Here is a 16,545-nt window from a genome sequence, read left to right on the forward strand (position 1 = left end):
AAAAAAAGAAGGAGAGCACAGGCGTCTCCTCCTTATTATGCTATTCGTTCTCTTTTGCTGACGCTGTTTCTTCTGCATATGGTCTATTTTTGTTATTATAGTAATGCACAACGAAGGTTCCAAGGAACGCTGCAACTATGATACCGAAGAAAGCAAAATGAGGCACATGAATATCAAAGACACTCAAGAACATTTTAAGTGCAATAATAGCAATTAATACGAACGCTGTATTTTCCATTTCGGGTATCTTTTCGATTAGCTTAAGGAAAACCCCAGCAACTGTTCTCATCAAAAGAATACCGATCATCCCTCCAAGTAAGAGAACCCATATCTGTTCTGAAATAGCAAGGGCAGCCAGGATACTATCTGCTGAAAAGGCGATGTCCATTAATTCTACCGAAATGACAGTAGCCCAGAAAATACCGAACGTTCGAACGAGCCAGCTGTCCTTTTTCATTCCATCAGGATTTTCTTCTTCACCCTTCTTTCTGAAGTGTTGAATCACAATCCAGGCAAGGTAAGCTGCACCGAATAGTTTTATCCACCAGAATTTAATCAGATACATTCCAATACCAATAAATAAGAAACGGAAGAAATAGGCTCCAATTAAACCGTAAGTAAGAGCTTTTCTGCGTTTCTCTGGTGGAAGGTGTTTAACCATTACTGCGAGTACCAGTGCATTATCAGCAGATAACAGTCCTTCTAGTAAGACTAGCGTACCTATAAGACCCCACGAAACAGGGTCAGTTAAAACTTCTCTCCACATTTCCCAATCAAAGAAAGAGGCATATGTGTTTAGAATTTCTTGTAAAATTTCCACTTGATGTTTCCTCCTAATGTCAACTTGCTAGGCGACCTTAAACGTCCAGGCCATAATTTTTGCAAAGGGCTGCGAGACCACCTGAAAAACCGCTTCCTACTGCGTTAAACTTCCATTCTCCACCGTGACGGTAGAGCTCACAAACAACTACAGCTGTTTCAATCGAAAAATCTTCGCCAAGATCAAAACGAAGAAGCTCCTCACCACTTGCGTCATCTGCTAAACGAACAAAAGCGTTTGAAACCTGTCCAAAATTCTGGTGACGCATTTCAGCATCATGAATGGTTACGGTAATTCCAATTTTATCTACATGAGCAGGGATCTTTGAGAAGTCGACTACGAGCTGTTCATCATCCCCATCACCTTCACCAGTTCGGTTATCTCCTGTATGAACCACTGATTTACTCGGATGCTCGAGGTTGTTATAGAAAATAAAATCCAGATCATCCTGACAGCGTTTATTCGAATCGACTAGAAACGCAGATGCATCAAGGTCAAAATCAATTCCACCCTGATATTTATTCGTATCCCAGCCAAGGCCGATAAGTCCTTTAACCATTCCAGGGTTCGTTTTCGTTAGGTCAATTCGTTGACCTTTTGAAAGTTGTATAGCCAATGTCATCCCCCAAATCGCGTTTATATTGGAATGGCAAGAGGGAGAAGAGTCCCTCTTGCCACGAAGAAGATATTATCCTACCTGTAAGCCAAAATCAGAAGCGATTCTAGCAAGTCCACCCTCGTAGCCAGATCCAACTGCAGAGAATTTCCACTCGCCATTGTGTCGGTATAGTTCTCCAACGATAATAGCTGTCTCGATGGAGAAATCTTCTCCAAGATCATAGCGAATCAATTCTTCATTGGAATCTTCATTAAGGATGCGCACGAACGCATTGGATACCTGTCCAAAGTTCTGGTTACGTGCTTCTGCATCGTGAATTGTAATTACAAACGAAATCTTTTCAACAGAGGCAGGAACATCCTGAAGATGAACGTTTACTTTCTCGTCGTCACCATCGCCCTCGCCAGTACGGTTATCACCAGTGTGGACAACAGATCCACCCCCACCTTCAGTCTGGTTATAGAAAACAAAGTCTTTGTCAGAAGCGCATTTGCCGGTGCTATCTAACAAGAAAATGCTTGCATCGAGGTCAAAATCATTTCCACCATCGTACTTGTTTGTGTCCCATCCAAGTCCTACGATTACTTTCGTTAGTCCAGGATTTGTTTTTGTTAAATCTACCTTTTGTCCTTTTGATAATGATACAGCCATGCTATTCATCCCCTTTTAGAATTTTAGTAGTTTAGTATTTCTTTGCAATATCACTTAAGCCAGCGTCGTTTGTTCCATTTCCGATTGCAGCAAACTTCCATTCAGAGCCGTGACGGTAGATCTCCGCTACAAATAGGCTTGTCTTACCTGAATAGTTGTCTGTGAGATTAAACTTAATCAGCTCTTCACGATTCGTCTGGTTCACTACGCGGATAAAAGCATTTTGAATCATACCGAAATCCTGCTTTCGCTTCACTGCATCATAAATATTTACGACAAACACTAGCTTCGTAATGCGATCAGGTACTTTGTTGAGGTCAACCATGATTTGCTCATCGTCACCATCGCCATCTCCTGTCAAGTTATCACCTGTATGGTTCACACTCTGACATGCGCTTTTCAGGTTACCGAAGTAAATCAAGTCTTTTTTCGAAGTGAGCTTGTCATCCTCAAGCATAAGAATGGAAGCATCACAGTCAACGTTTGCTCCTCCACCGCTACCGCCTCCGAAAAGACCACCAAGTAGGCCGCCGCCTTTTTTTTGCTCAACTGGATCCCAGCCAAGGCCAACCATAATCTTAGAAAGGCCAGCATTTCCTTTTGTTAGGTCAATTCGTTGACCCTTTTGTAAAGAAATTGTCAAATTGTATCACTCCCGTTGGTAGATTTAAATCGAGTATGAGGTTATGCACCTTAACTTTCAATTTGTGTATTATCCTGTTATACGAGCCCAGTTCCAAAAAGTTTCATGTTTCAACAAAAAAATTATTTTCTCCAACATGAAAACCTATTCTTTCTATTTAAAACTAACATATTTTCAGACAAAATGAATCAATTAACATCTGGATAATGGTTATTGTATGAGAATAAGTTGTCGATTCTGTCAATTATCCACGCTATAGCTCATTTAATGACATCTTTCCCCATTAATTCCATAAAGTTCAATTTCTGTCAGAGGGGTTTATTACTCCTTAAGGGTAGGATCAACCAATCTGGAAATTCATTTAGAAGGCAATTGTACAACACTTCATAACACATCCGGTCAATATCTTTTATATGGAAGAAGTTGGCGTTTTCAATAAATCTTCCAGTCATCGTATCTCTAGCTTTTATAGCAATCTAAAATTAGCACCACCAATACCTATGTTCCAGAGGATTATCTGAAGAACGATACGATAGCTTTTAGGTAAGAATTACTTCTTTCTCAATATGACTCGCACGGATTCCAAGAGCTGGTGATAATGGTTGGGTCTCGTGATTCCCATGTAAAAGTAATTTAATTGCTTCATATGGAATATTCACACCTGATAGACAGCTAATATTTAGTCCACCTGCCATGCGAGGATTTATCTCAAGCAGCTTTGGTATACCATTACTAAATTTAACTTGTATATTCGAAATGAAGTCAATGTTGTACTCATTATGTAGCGCACGAGCAAGATCAAGGAGTGCCTTATTATCCTCTAATTCTCTTACTCTACCCTCCACTTTTTTTCGCGGAATGGCCAGATGTAATTCCCCATCATAGGCAAGGCAATCAATACTGTACTCAAAGCCTTCGAGAAACTCAAGAACCATTAATTCTGGGAACGTTTCTTCCTGACTTAAAATAGAGCAGGCATGTTCAAATGAAATGCGTCTCGATATACCTTCTGTCAGCAATTCTTCAATCGTTTCTTGTCCTTCTTTAATGACACGAAAGCCATTCGCTCCTTCACCGATTACGGGCTTGAAACACACAGTATGACCTTTCTTAACGAGGAAGTCGTAGGCTTTTCTAAAATCATGAACATTGTTGACCACAACGTAATCAGGAATAGGGACGAGTGGAATACCTTTTTCTTCTTCACGTTCGGTGATTGACTGGTACATAGCCGCTTTATTATCCATCAATGCCATTAATTCTGCGTCACATACGAGGACTTTAACTCCAATTTCATGAAACCTAAGAAGGTTCTGGGAGATTAGGACATTCTCTTTACGTGGCACGAATACATCTATTCTCTTCTCAATACATACTTGAAGACAGTAATCGATATAAGCTTCACCACTAATGTCAGGTTCAACAAAAGCCTGATCACAATACTGTAAATACAGGGCATCTCTATTCGGATGGGATCCGTATATTTCAAACTTCATTCTATCGTCATTATTTCGAATCAATTCAATGTAATGAGCAACTGTTGTAAACCATCTGTTAAACCAAATTTTCGTCATTTTTTACTCCTTCTATGTTGTTAATGCTATGATCCCGCTACCCAGTTCATTCCCCAGTTATAAGCACGATCAATTTGTTGATGGCCACTGAAGTACTCCACAAGTCTTTCTATTTTAAACGTACTGTTTCTTACGTTCTCTACCATTGCAATAGCACACATATTTTGACCGTTCCGGTGCTCATCCAGTTTCACAATAATATCCTCTCCATTTTGATAGGTGAGGGTAACGACACCATCAGCTTCTGACCAGTTTACAGCGCCTTCGTAAATAAAAGCGTAAATAACAATTCTCTTAATCTCTGAAACCCTACTTCCGTTAATTCTTAGATTTTCTCCGCCTGCTACCGCTCCAGTCCGATCATCAGCGTCTAACTGCATGTATGGAAAGTAATCAAAAGCACCGAACGCATTTCCAAGAGCTTGAACACATCCCTTTTCTCCGTTTTGAAGTTCATATAAACACCCAAGGTCAAGATCCGTCTTCTTGGACTGACCTTTAAATAGCGAGGAAAGAAAGCCTGACTGCCTCTGCTTCTCATCCAGACTCCAATTTAAATTCACAAGAATTTCACCCATTGGTTGATTTGATTTTGAAAGATTAATAGATTCGCCTTTTTTCTTTAATTCAATCATCATAGCATCCCTATTTCAATAAAATCACATTCCAATTTTAAACATTCGACAAAACTACAAAATAGTCCTTTATTCGGCAAAATTAAAATAATTAACTTGTCCTTCTCCAAGTCTCGACAAGATTATCAATTTTTCCCGCAAAAAAAAGTGTGCATCTTCTTAGACACACACTTACTCAAAGCCGTTAATTAATCTGATCTAGTAATCGATAGGCTTCTTCTGTCGTTTTAACACCCAATAGCTTCTGTCTAAATTCATCATCCATCAGCTGACGCGATAGCATCTGTAGGATTTTAAGATGGGCGTCTCCTTCACTTTCTTTTGGAACAGCAATCATAAAGATTAGCCTAGCTTCCGTTCCATCAAGACTGTTCCAGTCGATCCCTTCTCGTTTCACTCCAAACACAACACGAGGTTCACGAACAGCGGAAGATTTTCCGTGTGGTATAGCAATGTTCATTCCAATACCCGTCGAGCTTTCATTTTCGCGACTGATGATAGCTTCTCTGAATAGTGAGCTTGAATCAAGCACGCCTTCTTTTTCTAGCTTTGCAATCATTTCATCGATAACATCATCACGTGTTGAACCCTTCAAGTTAGTATCAATCAATTTCTGATTCGTTATATCTGTGAGTTTGCTAATCTCACCAATAGCAGAAGCAGCTTGATTACTTTGAAGAGATTTTTCTTCTATGTTACTATCCACATCAACTTGTACGCCTGTTCCTGCTACTTCCATGACCGCATCTTTTTTCAAAAGATTAACAAGAATAGCTGTGACGAAAGCACCTGCTATGACAGCAACAAAGAACATTAGGACGTTATCAATGGCTCCTAGTACTGCTACAATCGGTCCACCGTGAGCCACTCTGTCCCCTACATTTCCCATCATCGCAATGACTGAACCTGTAATGGAACCCGCCATAATACTTGGAATCACTCGAAGTGGATCTTGGGCTGCAAACGGAATCGCCCCCTCTGTAATTCCGAAAAGTCCCATAGTAAAGGATGCTTTCCCAGTTTCGCGTTCAGCTTCCTCATATTTACGTTTCTTTAGAAAAGTTGCAAGCCCCATGCCAATCGGCGGAATACAAATGGCAGCAGCGATCGGTCCCATAATTTCGTAATTTCCTTCTCCGATCATGGCTGCCCCAAACAAGAAAGCCACTTTATTAACTGGTCCACCCATATCGAAAGAAATCATAGCACCGAGAATCACAGCTAAGAGAATTGAGCTTGTGCCCTGCATGCCTGCGAGCCAATCTGTTAATGTTACAAATACCTGTGCAACTGGCGCACCTACGATAAATACAAATACAAGACCAACGATCAATGAAGCGAAGACGGGTATGATAATAATCGGCATAATCGGTTGAACTGATTTCGGAACTTTCATCTTCTTAATAGCTAGCGCTACGTATCCTGCAAGAAAACCAGCAATAATACCGCCAATAAATCCAGCTCCCGCTTCACTTCCATAAAAACTTCCATTCGCTGCGATGTAACCGCCTATAATACCTGGTGCGAGTCCTGGACGGTCAGCAATGCTATACGCAATGAATCCCGAAAGAATCGGAATCATAAATGTAAATGACGCACCACCAAGCTGTTCAATCGTTTTCCAGAACGAGTCTTCCGGAATAACAAGACCGCTTTCCGTTGGCTTTCCACCGATTGTCAATGCAATGGCAATTAATAATCCTCCAACAACGATAAACGGGATCATATAGGACACACCGTTCATTAAATGACGGTAAATGGGGTTTTGCTTGTCTTTCTTTTCTTTTTTATACTCATCGATTGATTTACCACCACTAGATTGGAAGACTGGAACTTCACCATTCTGATGCTTCTTAATTAATTCTTCAGGCTTACGGATACCCTCCTGAACTCCCACTACGAGAACTTTCTTTCCGACAAAACGATCTTTTTCTACTGTTTTGTCGGCTGCAATAATGATTCCATCTGCTTCTTGAATATCTTTTTCAGTAAACTTATTTTCCACACCTATTGAACCCTGTGTTTCTACTTTCATATCAACGCCCATCTTGTCGGCCGCTTTCTGAAGATTTTCTGCTGCCATATAGGTGTGCGCTATTCCATTCGGACATGATGTAATCGCTAACAGTTTCATACACGTTCCCTCTCTTCCATCGTAATCGCTTACACCAATAGTAACTGACGATGCTTCAGGAAAAAGATAATTATTTTACCGAAGCTTCCGGTAAAATGAGTTTTATTCAACTGTTGAATTTGTGTCTAACAATCGAATGAAAGACTGTGCACTGGTTTGTTGTATTAGATTCTTTATCAATAAAGGCTGCTCACTAATTGTTGAAATTTCTCTAAACAAGTCACAAGTACTTCCTTTCTCCTGATTCCCAATTGCGAGAAGAAACACTAGATTCACTTGATCTTCTCCCCATTCAATCGGCTTTTTCAAAACAGCAATTGCAATAGCCGATTTACGAATAAGGTTAGGATTACCATGTGGAATAGCCATTCCAGATCCGATTGCTGTTGAAGATGCTCGCTCTCTTATAATTGCATTGTGTGCATATTCCTTTTCCACAAATCCTGCGTGGTATAAAGCGTTAGAAAGTTCCTCAATGACTTTAAAACGATGGCCTCCATTATCCTTCATAAAAACAAGATCAGACTGTAGATAGTTGGAAAACACATCATTACGTCGTTCTGCACGTATCGACTCATCCATTTTCAGAATAAACGATTCTAACTTACTTTCCTCCTCCGTATTTAAGAGTGGAGAAATCACGATGTGAGGAACATCTTGCCTATCCAACTCTAAAGTTGAAATAATTAAGTCAACTTGCTGTAGGTTGAGAAAATCATTTAGAGATGTTCGACCAATACAATCAAGAATTGTTAATGAAGCGAATTTACGTTCAAGTTTCGTCCGCAGAAGTTGTGACATGCCTACACCAAGATGACAAACAATGACTGCACTTTTCGTTTTCCCTCGATGGGAATTCAACCGTTCAACAGCTGCTTCAAAATGAAGGGTTAAATAGGCTATTTCATCTTCAGGAATAGATAATTGGTGCTTACGGCTCTGTTCTTCTATTATCTGGATTAATAAATCAAATAAATAAGGATACATTCTCTTAATGTCTTGAAGCATTGGATTCGTCACTGAGAGACCATATTGGATTCGATTTAATGCAGCGTAGAGGTGCACGCGAAGTCCTTCCATGAGAGTATCATCAGCGTCAAAGGAGAGCGACGTCATCTCAGTCATTCTGCTGATTAATTCTTGCCCCAGTCTCTCTACTTCTGGCTGTCTAAGCATTAATGAATCGGAACCACCATAACTTCGTTTAGCCCCAATTAAATGAAGAGCCAGATAGGCGATCTCACCCATAGGAAAATGTACAACAAAGATAATTTCAAGCCTTTTTAGAAGAGCTTGTGACCAATTAAATTCCGAATACTTTTTGATTTGTTCCTCTTCCTCGTCAGTCATTTGAATTGGATGTCGAAGTTTTGTCCTTTTTATTGTGAAGAGCGTATGATACAAGAGATTTGTATGAGAATCATCCGTATAAGTAATCGATTGCTGGACTTGAAGATTTCGCAATTCCTTCTCAACTATTTCAATTTCATAAGAAGTAAATTGCTTCTTCAAAAAAGGGCTACTTAATGAATCGTTTTGTACAAGGGTTCCCAGGTTTACCAGCGCTCTTCGCCGTGACTTCTCACTTCCTTCAATCATCAGCCCAACCTTTTGCCTGGATCGCAACGTTAAATTCATTTCTTCTAACCAGCGGCCAATTCGTTCCAACTCTTTTCGTAGAGTTGATCGATTTATAAAGTGCCTCATTGCAAGGTGTTGTAATGTGGTTGGTTCTTTCACCATTAACAACTCATACGTGATTTCAAGTATTCTTTCGCTTTGCGACAATGCTACGTTCTCATCATTAGTAGAAATAAGATTTTGATACAACTTTCCTCGCTCATATTCTGCTATTTCAAGAAGTATCCCTTGTCCGGGTTTTCGCGTTAAAGAGCCAGTTGTTTCCCTTTCAATATATGGCTGTATCACATCAAGATCATTGCGAATTGTTTTATCCGAACAGCTGAGACGATCAGCTAAGTCTTTTACAACCAGAAGTTCGTCTTGATGCTCTAATAGAATTCGAAGTAATTCATTCTGTCTATCGTTCATGTTTTCACCTACTTTAGATGGTCGACGAAATACCTAAATGAAGTATATCAAAATCGAGGTATGATGAAAAAAGACTACAATAAAGAGCCCTCCATACAAACCGTTGTATGGAGGACCATGCACTCTTATCCTTTTATAAATCTGCCATTGAGTGTACTTGCAACGACTCTGCAAAGCCTTCCGTAAAGCCTTCATCCAATGTTCGAGCTAGAAAACTGATTCTTTTCTGTTGCCCGGAAACAAAGTAATTATCCGTGAAAATGCCTTCCGAGTTACTTGTAACATATACCTGCTTCGCAAGTACATCAGTTTCCAAAATGTATTCTTTTCCTAAGGGTGTAACAACTTCTTCTATCTTTACATCAGGTTTGGAGAGGGAAAGATTTTTTACAGATGTAAAATAATGATATTTCGCATCTGTGATTTCTCCATCTATCTCCAGCTCAGCTTTAAACACCACTTCATTCGGGTTGCGTCCTTCAAGAATTTCTTCTGTCGCTAATGTGACAAACTTACTCGTTGAATTGGCTTCTAATATAAACTCTTCATTCCATTCTCGGAGCAATTCCCCATCGAAAGCTAACAATTTCATGTGAATCGAACCTTGAAGTTTGTTTAGAACATCTGAAATGATATGAAGATCTACTTGCGTATTCTTCGTACCATCGATCGAGAGCATTATATCCTGGAAACTTCTCTTCGCATAATAATGGAGAGCTTTCCACCTACCATAGTAGTCCATGCTTGCCCAAGATGCGACAGGCCAGCAGTCATTCATTTGCCAGTAAAGTGTGCCCATACAGTAAGGTTTCTTTCTTCGATGGGCTTCAATTGCTGTCTTGATTCCTTCTGCTTGAAGAACCTGACTCATATAAAGAAATGAGGGAAAATCTTTAGGTTCTGGGAGATAAGTCTCCATGTACTCTTTGATTAAATAATTTCCTCGACCATTTTTCTGGTGATGCAGCATAACCTCAGAATCAAGAGCCATATCTTCGATCCCCCTCCCCACCCTCAATTTCAGGGAACAGGGCGATACCGATATTCTTATCCGGTACAGATTCAAGAAGTGGTCCAAGAGACCATGCTCCATCAATCATCATGGCTGCGTCACCCATAGCAAACAAGTCGCGGTGCTGGATGTTATCGATCGAGTTAAAGTCTTCATTAAATGCTTTCATGTCGGAAAGCTCCTTGATCACATTTACTGCTTTAATAAATTTTTCATTCGTAAACTTCTTATCACCATTAAGTACTGCGGGCAAGAAGTCACTACCTGTCATGCGGTCTCCGATTGTGCTGATATAAGAAGATTGCAATACCCACTGCGCTTTATTACCAAGGGCAATCGGGATGGTATCATTTGATTTAAGTGTTTTAACTAACTTTTTGAACTCATCATACGTTTGTGGAAACTCATCATAACCAGCTTCCTTAAGCATATCTTTGTCATAATAAACAAGGCTTGTTGGTGTGATGTTTGCTGGTAATGCATACTGCTTACCTTCAACACGGTAATCGCCAAGCTGTCCTTCTTTAATAAGGTCATCCCAGTTGCTTAGAATATCATCGATCGGCTGAACGAGTTTACCATCGACTAGTGGCTTAAGTTCAGCTCCAGGGAAAACCTGAATAAGGTCTGGCAACTGCTTTCCTGCAGCCTGTGTTTTCACTTTTACTTTAAATTGATCATGAGGAATACTCTGCTGCTTGATTACAATATTAGGATGTTCGTCATTAAATTTCTCTACCTGTTTAAGGCTGGCTTCATTTTGTGGTGAAGGCTCCGTCCAGATATTCCAGAACGTTAATTCAATCTTATCTCCGTCTCCCCCAGACGAACCGCTTGAAGCATCATCGCCTGAACATGCCGAAAGCATCAGTACAAGGACTATCATAGCGATAAATAAACTATGAGATCTTATCTTTTTCAACATTTCCCATCCCCTTTATTTTTTAAAAGCGCTTACATTTAAATTGTAAACGGATTCATTGAAGCTGATAATCCGAAAAAATTAAGATACTATCCTAAAAATTATGTAGTTTTTAGATTATTTTGTATATTTTACTTTGCTATTTCTTATTATCAATACATTAGATAACAAAATACAACATAAAAAAGCTAAGAGATCGAGAGACCTCTTAGCTTTTTTAGTTAATTCAACAAAATCTCCTCAATTCCAAATGATTGAATGGCACTTATTTTTACTATTTAATCGTAACATTGTCAATCGTGATGGTTGATGGAATAGAAACACCGTTGATCTCCCCTACTTCAAAGACTAGTTTTCCATTTACATTGGTTGCACTTGTCATTTCAAAAGTAAATGAATGCGTCTCCACCTCTTCACCGATTGATATCACTTTTGTATCCATAAATGGAATGAACCAGGGATCAGACGATAATGGCTCACCGACTAAGAGGTTAACCTCTCTTGGAGCTGTGGATTTGGCGTCTAATGAAACCGTATATTCTCTTCCATTCTCAAAGAATAGATTTTCTTGAAAGACTTGCGGACTATAAGATTGGGCTCCTGTCTTTTCGAAAACAATCTCCATCTGTCCATCCTTATGAACTACTTCTCCTTCAGCAAATCCACTCCATTGATCTCCCCACCATGATCCCCAATTTACTAATCCATTAGAGGCTTTACACCCGCCTCGCTTGTTTACGTTCGTTACCATACATCGATTTGAATACGATAGCTAAGAAAATAACCGTAATAATGAACAAACATATGCTAGCAGCAGTGTAACCATAGTTGTTATACTTAAATGCTTGATTGTACAAATAGAGCACTCATAGCACCAATCGCCATATGCTCACCTGCTACAAACCACGATATAAGAAAAGTTCAAGGTAACTTGTACCTCTGTTTCGAAGGTTCCGAGATGTAAGAATGAGATCATACCCTTCTTTCTCAGCATGCTTTCGAAAACTCTCAATCACTGCACTAAAGAAAGGATGCTTCATGCCAACTTCATTACCTTCAGAGAACATAACACCTATTGTCCATGATTTCTTAGTTGAAAGAGATTGAGCATGGGCGTTTGGTAAGTAACCCATTTCAGCCGCAGTATCAAGTATAGCCTGTCTCGTTTTCTTACTAACATCAGGATAATCATTAAGTGCTTTAGAAACCGTTGTGCTTGAAATCCCAGTTTTTTTGCTAAATCATAGATTGTAATCATTGTCGTCTCCTCTGGATAGAAAACGCTTTCGTTGATTATAGCTCACATATTTTTATTTAGAAGAAAAAAGAGACAAGTATTTGGGATACTTGTCTAGCAATCTAATTAGCTGAGAGAGCCCATAAATTCATCAACCACACGATTAAACCGCTCTGTCTCTTCTAGAAATGGACAATGACAGCTGTCTTCAAACAATTCCAGTCTAGAGTTAGGAATTTCGCTTTTTAAATGTTTACCTGCTGCTACTGGAATTAACTTTTCCTCTTTACCAAAACACAATAGCGTTGGTTTGTTGATCTTATTTAAATATGGACGGCAATCTATAGTAGATTGATCAAATAGAATAGCACTCGCTATGGAGGAAGGAACCTTAGTTGTTTCTTCAAGCATCCAGTCAAGCTCAGACTGCGGCAATTCTTCTTTAAACATCAGAGGAAGAAATCCTTTCAGCAGACCAGCTTGATCCGTTTGAATATCTTGCATCATCCCAGTCAGTGCTGAAAGGTCAAAAGCTCCAATCTCAAAATCTGGCCATTTAAAATCTGATGCAAGCTCATCGACGATAACTGTCCCTTTCACATTATCCTCACCATACTGATTTAAGTATTCCCAGATCACAAAAGCCCCCATTGACCAACCAACGAGCGTTACTTCTTTTAGGTGCAGATTATCTATGAAGCACTTTAAGTCACGAGCATAATTCGCCACTGTATGGCCTGAGTGAACGTGAGTAGATTGGCCATGCCCTCTAAGGTCCAATGAAATGGCGCGATACTTTTGCCTGAAGTAAGGTAGCTGTTTTTTGAAAAAGCGACTACTCATCCAGACGCCATGAATAAAGATAACAGGCTGGCCCATTCCTACATCTTCATAATAAAGCTCTACTTCTTTTTCCAAATTCATAAATGGCATATGTTTCCCCTCCTTGAGTAAGAGTTAGACGAGATCTCAAATGATACGTTAACTGGATTTGGTTTACCAAAGACATCATTGGAAAGGTACGCTAGAACCATTCATTTCATACCAGGATTCGATCGACACCATTCGAGCTAAACCGGGTGGTGACAGGCACCGCATATGATAGAATATAAACTAGAAAATGAGAAGGAGGAGTTACAATGGGCATACTAAGCGGATTTATGGGGAATGCTTCAACTGTAAAGAAGGAAGATGTGAAGAAAGAACTTCAAAACATCCTTGCCGATACGGAAGAGGTGAATGCAGCCTTTAAACTTGTACGTGATTTAATTGTATTCACAGACAAGCGTTTATTATTCGTGGATAAGCAGGGCATGACTGGAAAGAAAGTCGAGTACCACTCTGTTCCTTACAAGAGCATTTCACATTTCAGCATCGAAACGGCCGGACACTTTGATCTTGATGCTGAGCTCAAAATTTGGATTTCAAGTTCACAAACGCCGACTTTCTCGAAGCAGTTTAAGAAGGATGAAAGCATCTATACGATTCAAAAGCTTCTTGCTGAGCTTTGTGGGTGAGTAGTGACAGCGATTAAGAAGTGGACCTTGAATTAGTCCACTTCTTTTTTTGTATTCTATTACTCTTTTTCTGAATGCAATATTATTAGAATAGGTACGATAGCGCCAGTCGCTCTTCCCCCGTTTTCTCCCTTACTCAAAACCAGTATAATAATAAGGAAGCTCATTACCATTCGACAATATTTGACTTAAACCGGGTGGTGACAGGCACTAACTAGCACTAACTACCAAAGGAGGGCCTTTCATGTTCGAGCTATTGCTTACGATGCTTGAGCGACTTGGCATCATCGTTACGATCGCGTTTGTGCTGACGCGCTTTCGCTTCTTCCGGGATATGATTTACAGTGATCAGCTCGCACGTAAGCAACAGTATGTGGCGATTGGTTTCTTTGGCTTCTTTGGCATAATCGGAACATACACCGGGCTTACCTTCAGTACAGATTCACTTCAGTTTTATTCCTGGGCTCTTGAAGTTTCATCAGATGAAGCAATCGCCAACTCCCGAGTTATCGGTGTCGTTCTCGCCGGACTTCTCGGTGGGAAGAGAGTTGGTTTTGGCGCAGGTCTTATTGCTGGACTTCACCGCTATATGCTTGGTGGCTTTACTGCGCTTGCCTGTGGACTGGCTTCGATAATAGCTGGACTCATTGCCGGCTCCCTCCATAAACGCAACCGTCATGTGAAGCTTCGTTCTGCATTCTTCATTGGTGCAGGCGCCGAAACAGTTCAGATGCTCATCATTCTGACTCTATCGAAACCACTTGAAAAGGCGATCGCACTCGTTGAGGTCATTGGTATTCCAATGATACTCGCGAACGGGATTGGGTGTGCCCTTTTCCTACTTATTATTAAAAACGTCATTAACGAGGAAGAGAAAGCTGGAGCGCTGCAGGCTCAGAAAACACTCCGAATCGCTGATCAGACGCTTGGCTATTTACGAAAAGGACTTTCACCTGAGTCGGCAAAGGAAGTTTGCAGCATTCTTCATCGCGAAATTGAAGGTAGTGCTGTGGCGATAACCGACAGAACGCATATTTTAAGTCACGTTGGTCTCGCGAATGATCATCATCAGTCAGGGCATGAAATACAAACGACGATTACGAAGGATGTGATTGATAAGGGAGAGATCGTTGTTGCAAATGATCGGACGATTCATTGCGCTGAAGAAGACTGCCCGCTTGGTGCAGCCATCATTGCACCGTTAAAGCAGCGTGGTAAAACGATTGGCACCCTGAAATTCTATTTCCGATCTGAGAAAGAAATTACTCATATCATTACAGAGCTTGTATCAGGACTCAGCAATCTTTTAAGCAACCAATTGGAAATTGCTGAAGCGGACAAAGCCTACCAGCTTGCGAAAGAAGCAGAAATCAAAGCGCTTCAGGCGCAAATCAGTCCACACTTCCTATTTAATTCTCTTAGTACGATCATTTCACTGATTCGAATTGAGCCGGACAAAGCTCGTAAATTGCTGGTCTCTCTCTCTCATTTCTTAAGACAAAATCTATCTGGCACTACTGCCAACATGACCTCTCTAAACCAGGAGCTTAAACATGTGAAAGCATACCTGGAGGTAGAGGAAGCACGTTTCGTTGATCGCCTCACAGTGAGGTACATGATTGAGGAGAGTGCATTAACTGTGCAGTTGCCTCCACTCACCCTGCAGCCGATTGTTGAAAATGCGATTAAGCATGGTATTAAAAACAAAGACACTGATTGTATCGTTGAAATTAGTATAAAGCGTCATTCGAATGGCACTCTCGTCTGTGTCACCGATAACGGCTCAGGCATAGCTTCCGATCGTTTGCCTGAGCTTGGTAAGACACATGTATCATCTCAAGTTGGGACAGGGCTTGGCCTTTATAATGTTAATCGCCGCTTAACTATGCTGTTTGGTGATGAAGCAACCATTCACATTAATAGCGTGCTGGAGAACGGCACGACCGTTTGCTTTTTGATTCCAATGTGGAGGATTAAGATATGAACGCAATCAAAATTCTAATAGTTGATGATGAACGTTACAGCCGCCAGGAGTTAGCTCATCTCTTAAGTCAATTTCAGTCGATTAAAGTGATCGGTGAAACGGATTCTGGCGAAGCTGCTGTTGTTAAAGCTCTGCAGCTTCAACCTGACGTAGTTTTTCTAGATGTTGAGATGCCCAGGATGAACGGAATGGAAGCTGCAAAAGCGCTGCTTGAATTAAAAAAACCGCCGCTAATCGTTTTTGCTACTGCATATCCTGAATTCGCTGCAGAGGCATTTCGCTACGAGGCAGTCGATTATCTCTTAAAGCCCTACGATGAAGAACAGCTTCATCAAACAGTGCAGCGCCTTACGAAGCTCGTTAACGTATCCTTTAAAGAAGAAGAAATTCCACTAAAGAAAAGCAGACTCTCCGTCGAAATAGATGGAGATATTCATTACCTTGATCCAAATGATATTCTGTATATTTATCGGGATGATAAGGTCTCACGCATTGTTGGTAAAAACGGTGAGTACGAAGTGAAGATGGCTCTAAAAGAACTTGAAAGTCGCCTATCATCTCATTCTTTCTTTAGAATTCATAAAGGCTACCTTGTTAACTTGCAGTACGTCAGGCGCCTTACGCCTTGGTTTAACGGGGCTTATCAGCTTGAACTTGAAGGTGTGAAGGAAAAGCTCTCAGTAAGCCGTAATTATGTAAAACCTCTTCGTACACGACTTGAATTATAAATTCCTAGTACATGTCA

16 protein-coding genes and 2 pseudogenes are annotated in these 16,545 nt (G+C 40.4%); 3 read left to right on the forward strand and 15 right to left on the reverse strand.

The annotated features are described in order from the left end of the window. Positions 1–40: 40 nt before the first annotated feature. The 15 genes and pseudogenes from ABFG93_RS09610 to ABFG93_RS09675 form a co-directional block, all read right to left on the reverse strand. Positions 41–820: a TerC family protein gene (locus ABFG93_RS09610; protein WP_347552553.1), complete on the reverse strand. Its 780-nt coding sequence runs from the start codon at positions 818–820 to the stop codon at positions 41–43. 37 nt (positions 821–857) lie between these two features. Beyond that, positions 858–1,436, reverse strand: coding sequence for a TerD family protein (locus ABFG93_RS09615; protein ID WP_347552554.1), 579 nt, complete (start codon positions 1,434–1,436; stop codon positions 858–860). Between the two features lie 72 nt (positions 1,437–1,508). After that, the gene (locus ABFG93_RS09620) at positions 1,509–2,090 is read right to left on the reverse strand and encodes a TerD family protein (protein ID WP_347552555.1); all 582 of its coding nucleotides are present in this window, start codon (positions 2,088–2,090) and stop codon (positions 1,509–1,511) included. Positions 2,091–2,121: 31 nt separating this feature from the next. After that, positions 2,122–2,733: a TerD family protein gene (locus ABFG93_RS09625; protein ID WP_347552556.1), complete on the reverse strand. Its 612-nt coding sequence runs from the start codon at positions 2,731–2,733 to the stop codon at positions 2,122–2,124. Positions 2,734–3,041: 308 nt separating this feature from the next. Then, positions 3,042–3,185, reverse strand: coding sequence for a VWA domain-containing protein (locus ABFG93_RS09630; RefSeq protein WP_347552557.1), 144 nt, complete (start codon positions 3,183–3,185; stop codon positions 3,042–3,044). An 87-nt stretch (positions 3,186–3,272) separates the two neighbouring features. Next, the gene (locus ABFG93_RS09635; protein ID WP_347552558.1) at positions 3,273–4,307 is read right to left on the reverse strand and encodes an ATP-grasp domain-containing protein; all 1,035 of its coding nucleotides are present in this window, start codon (positions 4,305–4,307) and stop codon (positions 3,273–3,275) included. 26 nt (positions 4,308–4,333) lie between these two features. Further along, positions 4,334–4,957: pseudogene (locus ABFG93_RS09640) on the reverse strand (TerD family protein); the annotation flags it as partial. A gap of 169 nt (positions 4,958–5,126) precedes the next feature. Beyond that, on the reverse strand, positions 5,127–7,076 hold the full coding sequence (locus tag ABFG93_RS09645) for a PTS fructose transporter subunit IIABC (protein WP_347552559.1): 1,950 nt from the start codon (positions 7,074–7,076) through the stop codon (positions 5,127–5,129). A gap of 102 nt (positions 7,077–7,178) precedes the next feature. Then, positions 7,179–9,128, reverse strand: a complete 1,950-nt coding sequence (locus tag ABFG93_RS09650; protein ID WP_347552560.1) for a BglG family transcription antiterminator — start codon at positions 9,126–9,128, stop codon at positions 7,179–7,181. Positions 9,129–9,261: 133 nt separating this feature from the next. After that, complete coding sequence (locus ABFG93_RS09655) at positions 9,262–10,119, reverse strand: glycoside hydrolase family 2 protein (protein WP_347552561.1); 858 nt, start codon at positions 10,117–10,119, stop codon at positions 9,262–9,264. Next, complete coding sequence (locus tag ABFG93_RS09660) at positions 10,109–11,065, reverse strand: extracellular solute-binding protein (protein WP_347552562.1); 957 nt, start codon at positions 11,063–11,065, stop codon at positions 10,109–10,111. The genes ABFG93_RS09655 and ABFG93_RS09660 overlap by 11 nt, the downstream gene beginning before the upstream one ends. A gap of 271 nt (positions 11,066–11,336) precedes the next feature. Continuing rightward, complete coding sequence (locus ABFG93_RS09665) at positions 11,337–11,813, reverse strand: carbohydrate binding domain-containing protein (protein ID WP_347552563.1); 477 nt, start codon at positions 11,811–11,813, stop codon at positions 11,337–11,339. Between the two features lie 145 nt (positions 11,814–11,958). Continuing rightward, positions 11,959–12,195, reverse strand: a complete 237-nt coding sequence (locus ABFG93_RS09670) for a hypothetical protein (RefSeq protein ID WP_347552564.1) — start codon at positions 12,193–12,195, stop codon at positions 11,959–11,961. 36 nt (positions 12,196–12,231) lie between these two features. Next, positions 12,232–12,285: pseudogene (locus ABFG93_RS23075) on the reverse strand (hypothetical protein); the annotation flags it as partial. Positions 12,286–12,425: 140 nt separating this feature from the next. Beyond that, positions 12,426–13,232 carry an alpha/beta fold hydrolase gene (locus ABFG93_RS09675; RefSeq protein WP_347552565.1) on the reverse strand — a complete coding sequence of 269 codons (807 nt, stop codon included), beginning with the start codon at positions 13,230–13,232 and terminating at the stop codon, positions 12,426–12,428. Between the two features lie 206 nt (positions 13,233–13,438). Here ABFG93_RS09675 and ABFG93_RS09680 point away from each other — a divergent pair, with 206 nt between their 5' ends. The 3 genes from ABFG93_RS09680 to ABFG93_RS09690 all read left to right on the forward strand — a co-directional run bounded on the left by ABFG93_RS09680 (position 13,439) and on the right by ABFG93_RS09690 (position 16,528). After that, positions 13,439–13,816: a PH domain-containing protein gene (locus ABFG93_RS09680; RefSeq protein ID WP_347552566.1), complete on the forward strand. Its 378-nt coding sequence runs from the start codon at positions 13,439–13,441 to the stop codon at positions 13,814–13,816. A gap of 244 nt (positions 13,817–14,060) precedes the next feature. Further along, positions 14,061–15,800 (forward strand): sensor histidine kinase, encoded by a 1,740-nt coding sequence (locus tag ABFG93_RS09685; protein WP_347552567.1) that lies wholly within the window; start codon positions 14,061–14,063, stop codon positions 15,798–15,800. Further along, positions 15,797–16,528 carry a LytR/AlgR family response regulator transcription factor gene (locus tag ABFG93_RS09690; protein ID WP_347552568.1) on the forward strand — a complete coding sequence of 244 codons (732 nt, stop codon included), beginning with the start codon at positions 15,797–15,799 and terminating at the stop codon, positions 16,526–16,528. The genes ABFG93_RS09685 and ABFG93_RS09690 overlap by 4 nt, the downstream gene beginning before the upstream one ends. Positions 16,529–16,545: the final 17 nt, after the last annotated feature.

Source organism: Pseudalkalibacillus hwajinpoensis, from assembly GCF_039851965.1.
Classification (GTDB): domain Bacteria; phylum Bacillota; class Bacilli; order Bacillales; family Guptibacillaceae; genus Guptibacillus; species Guptibacillus hwajinpoensis_E.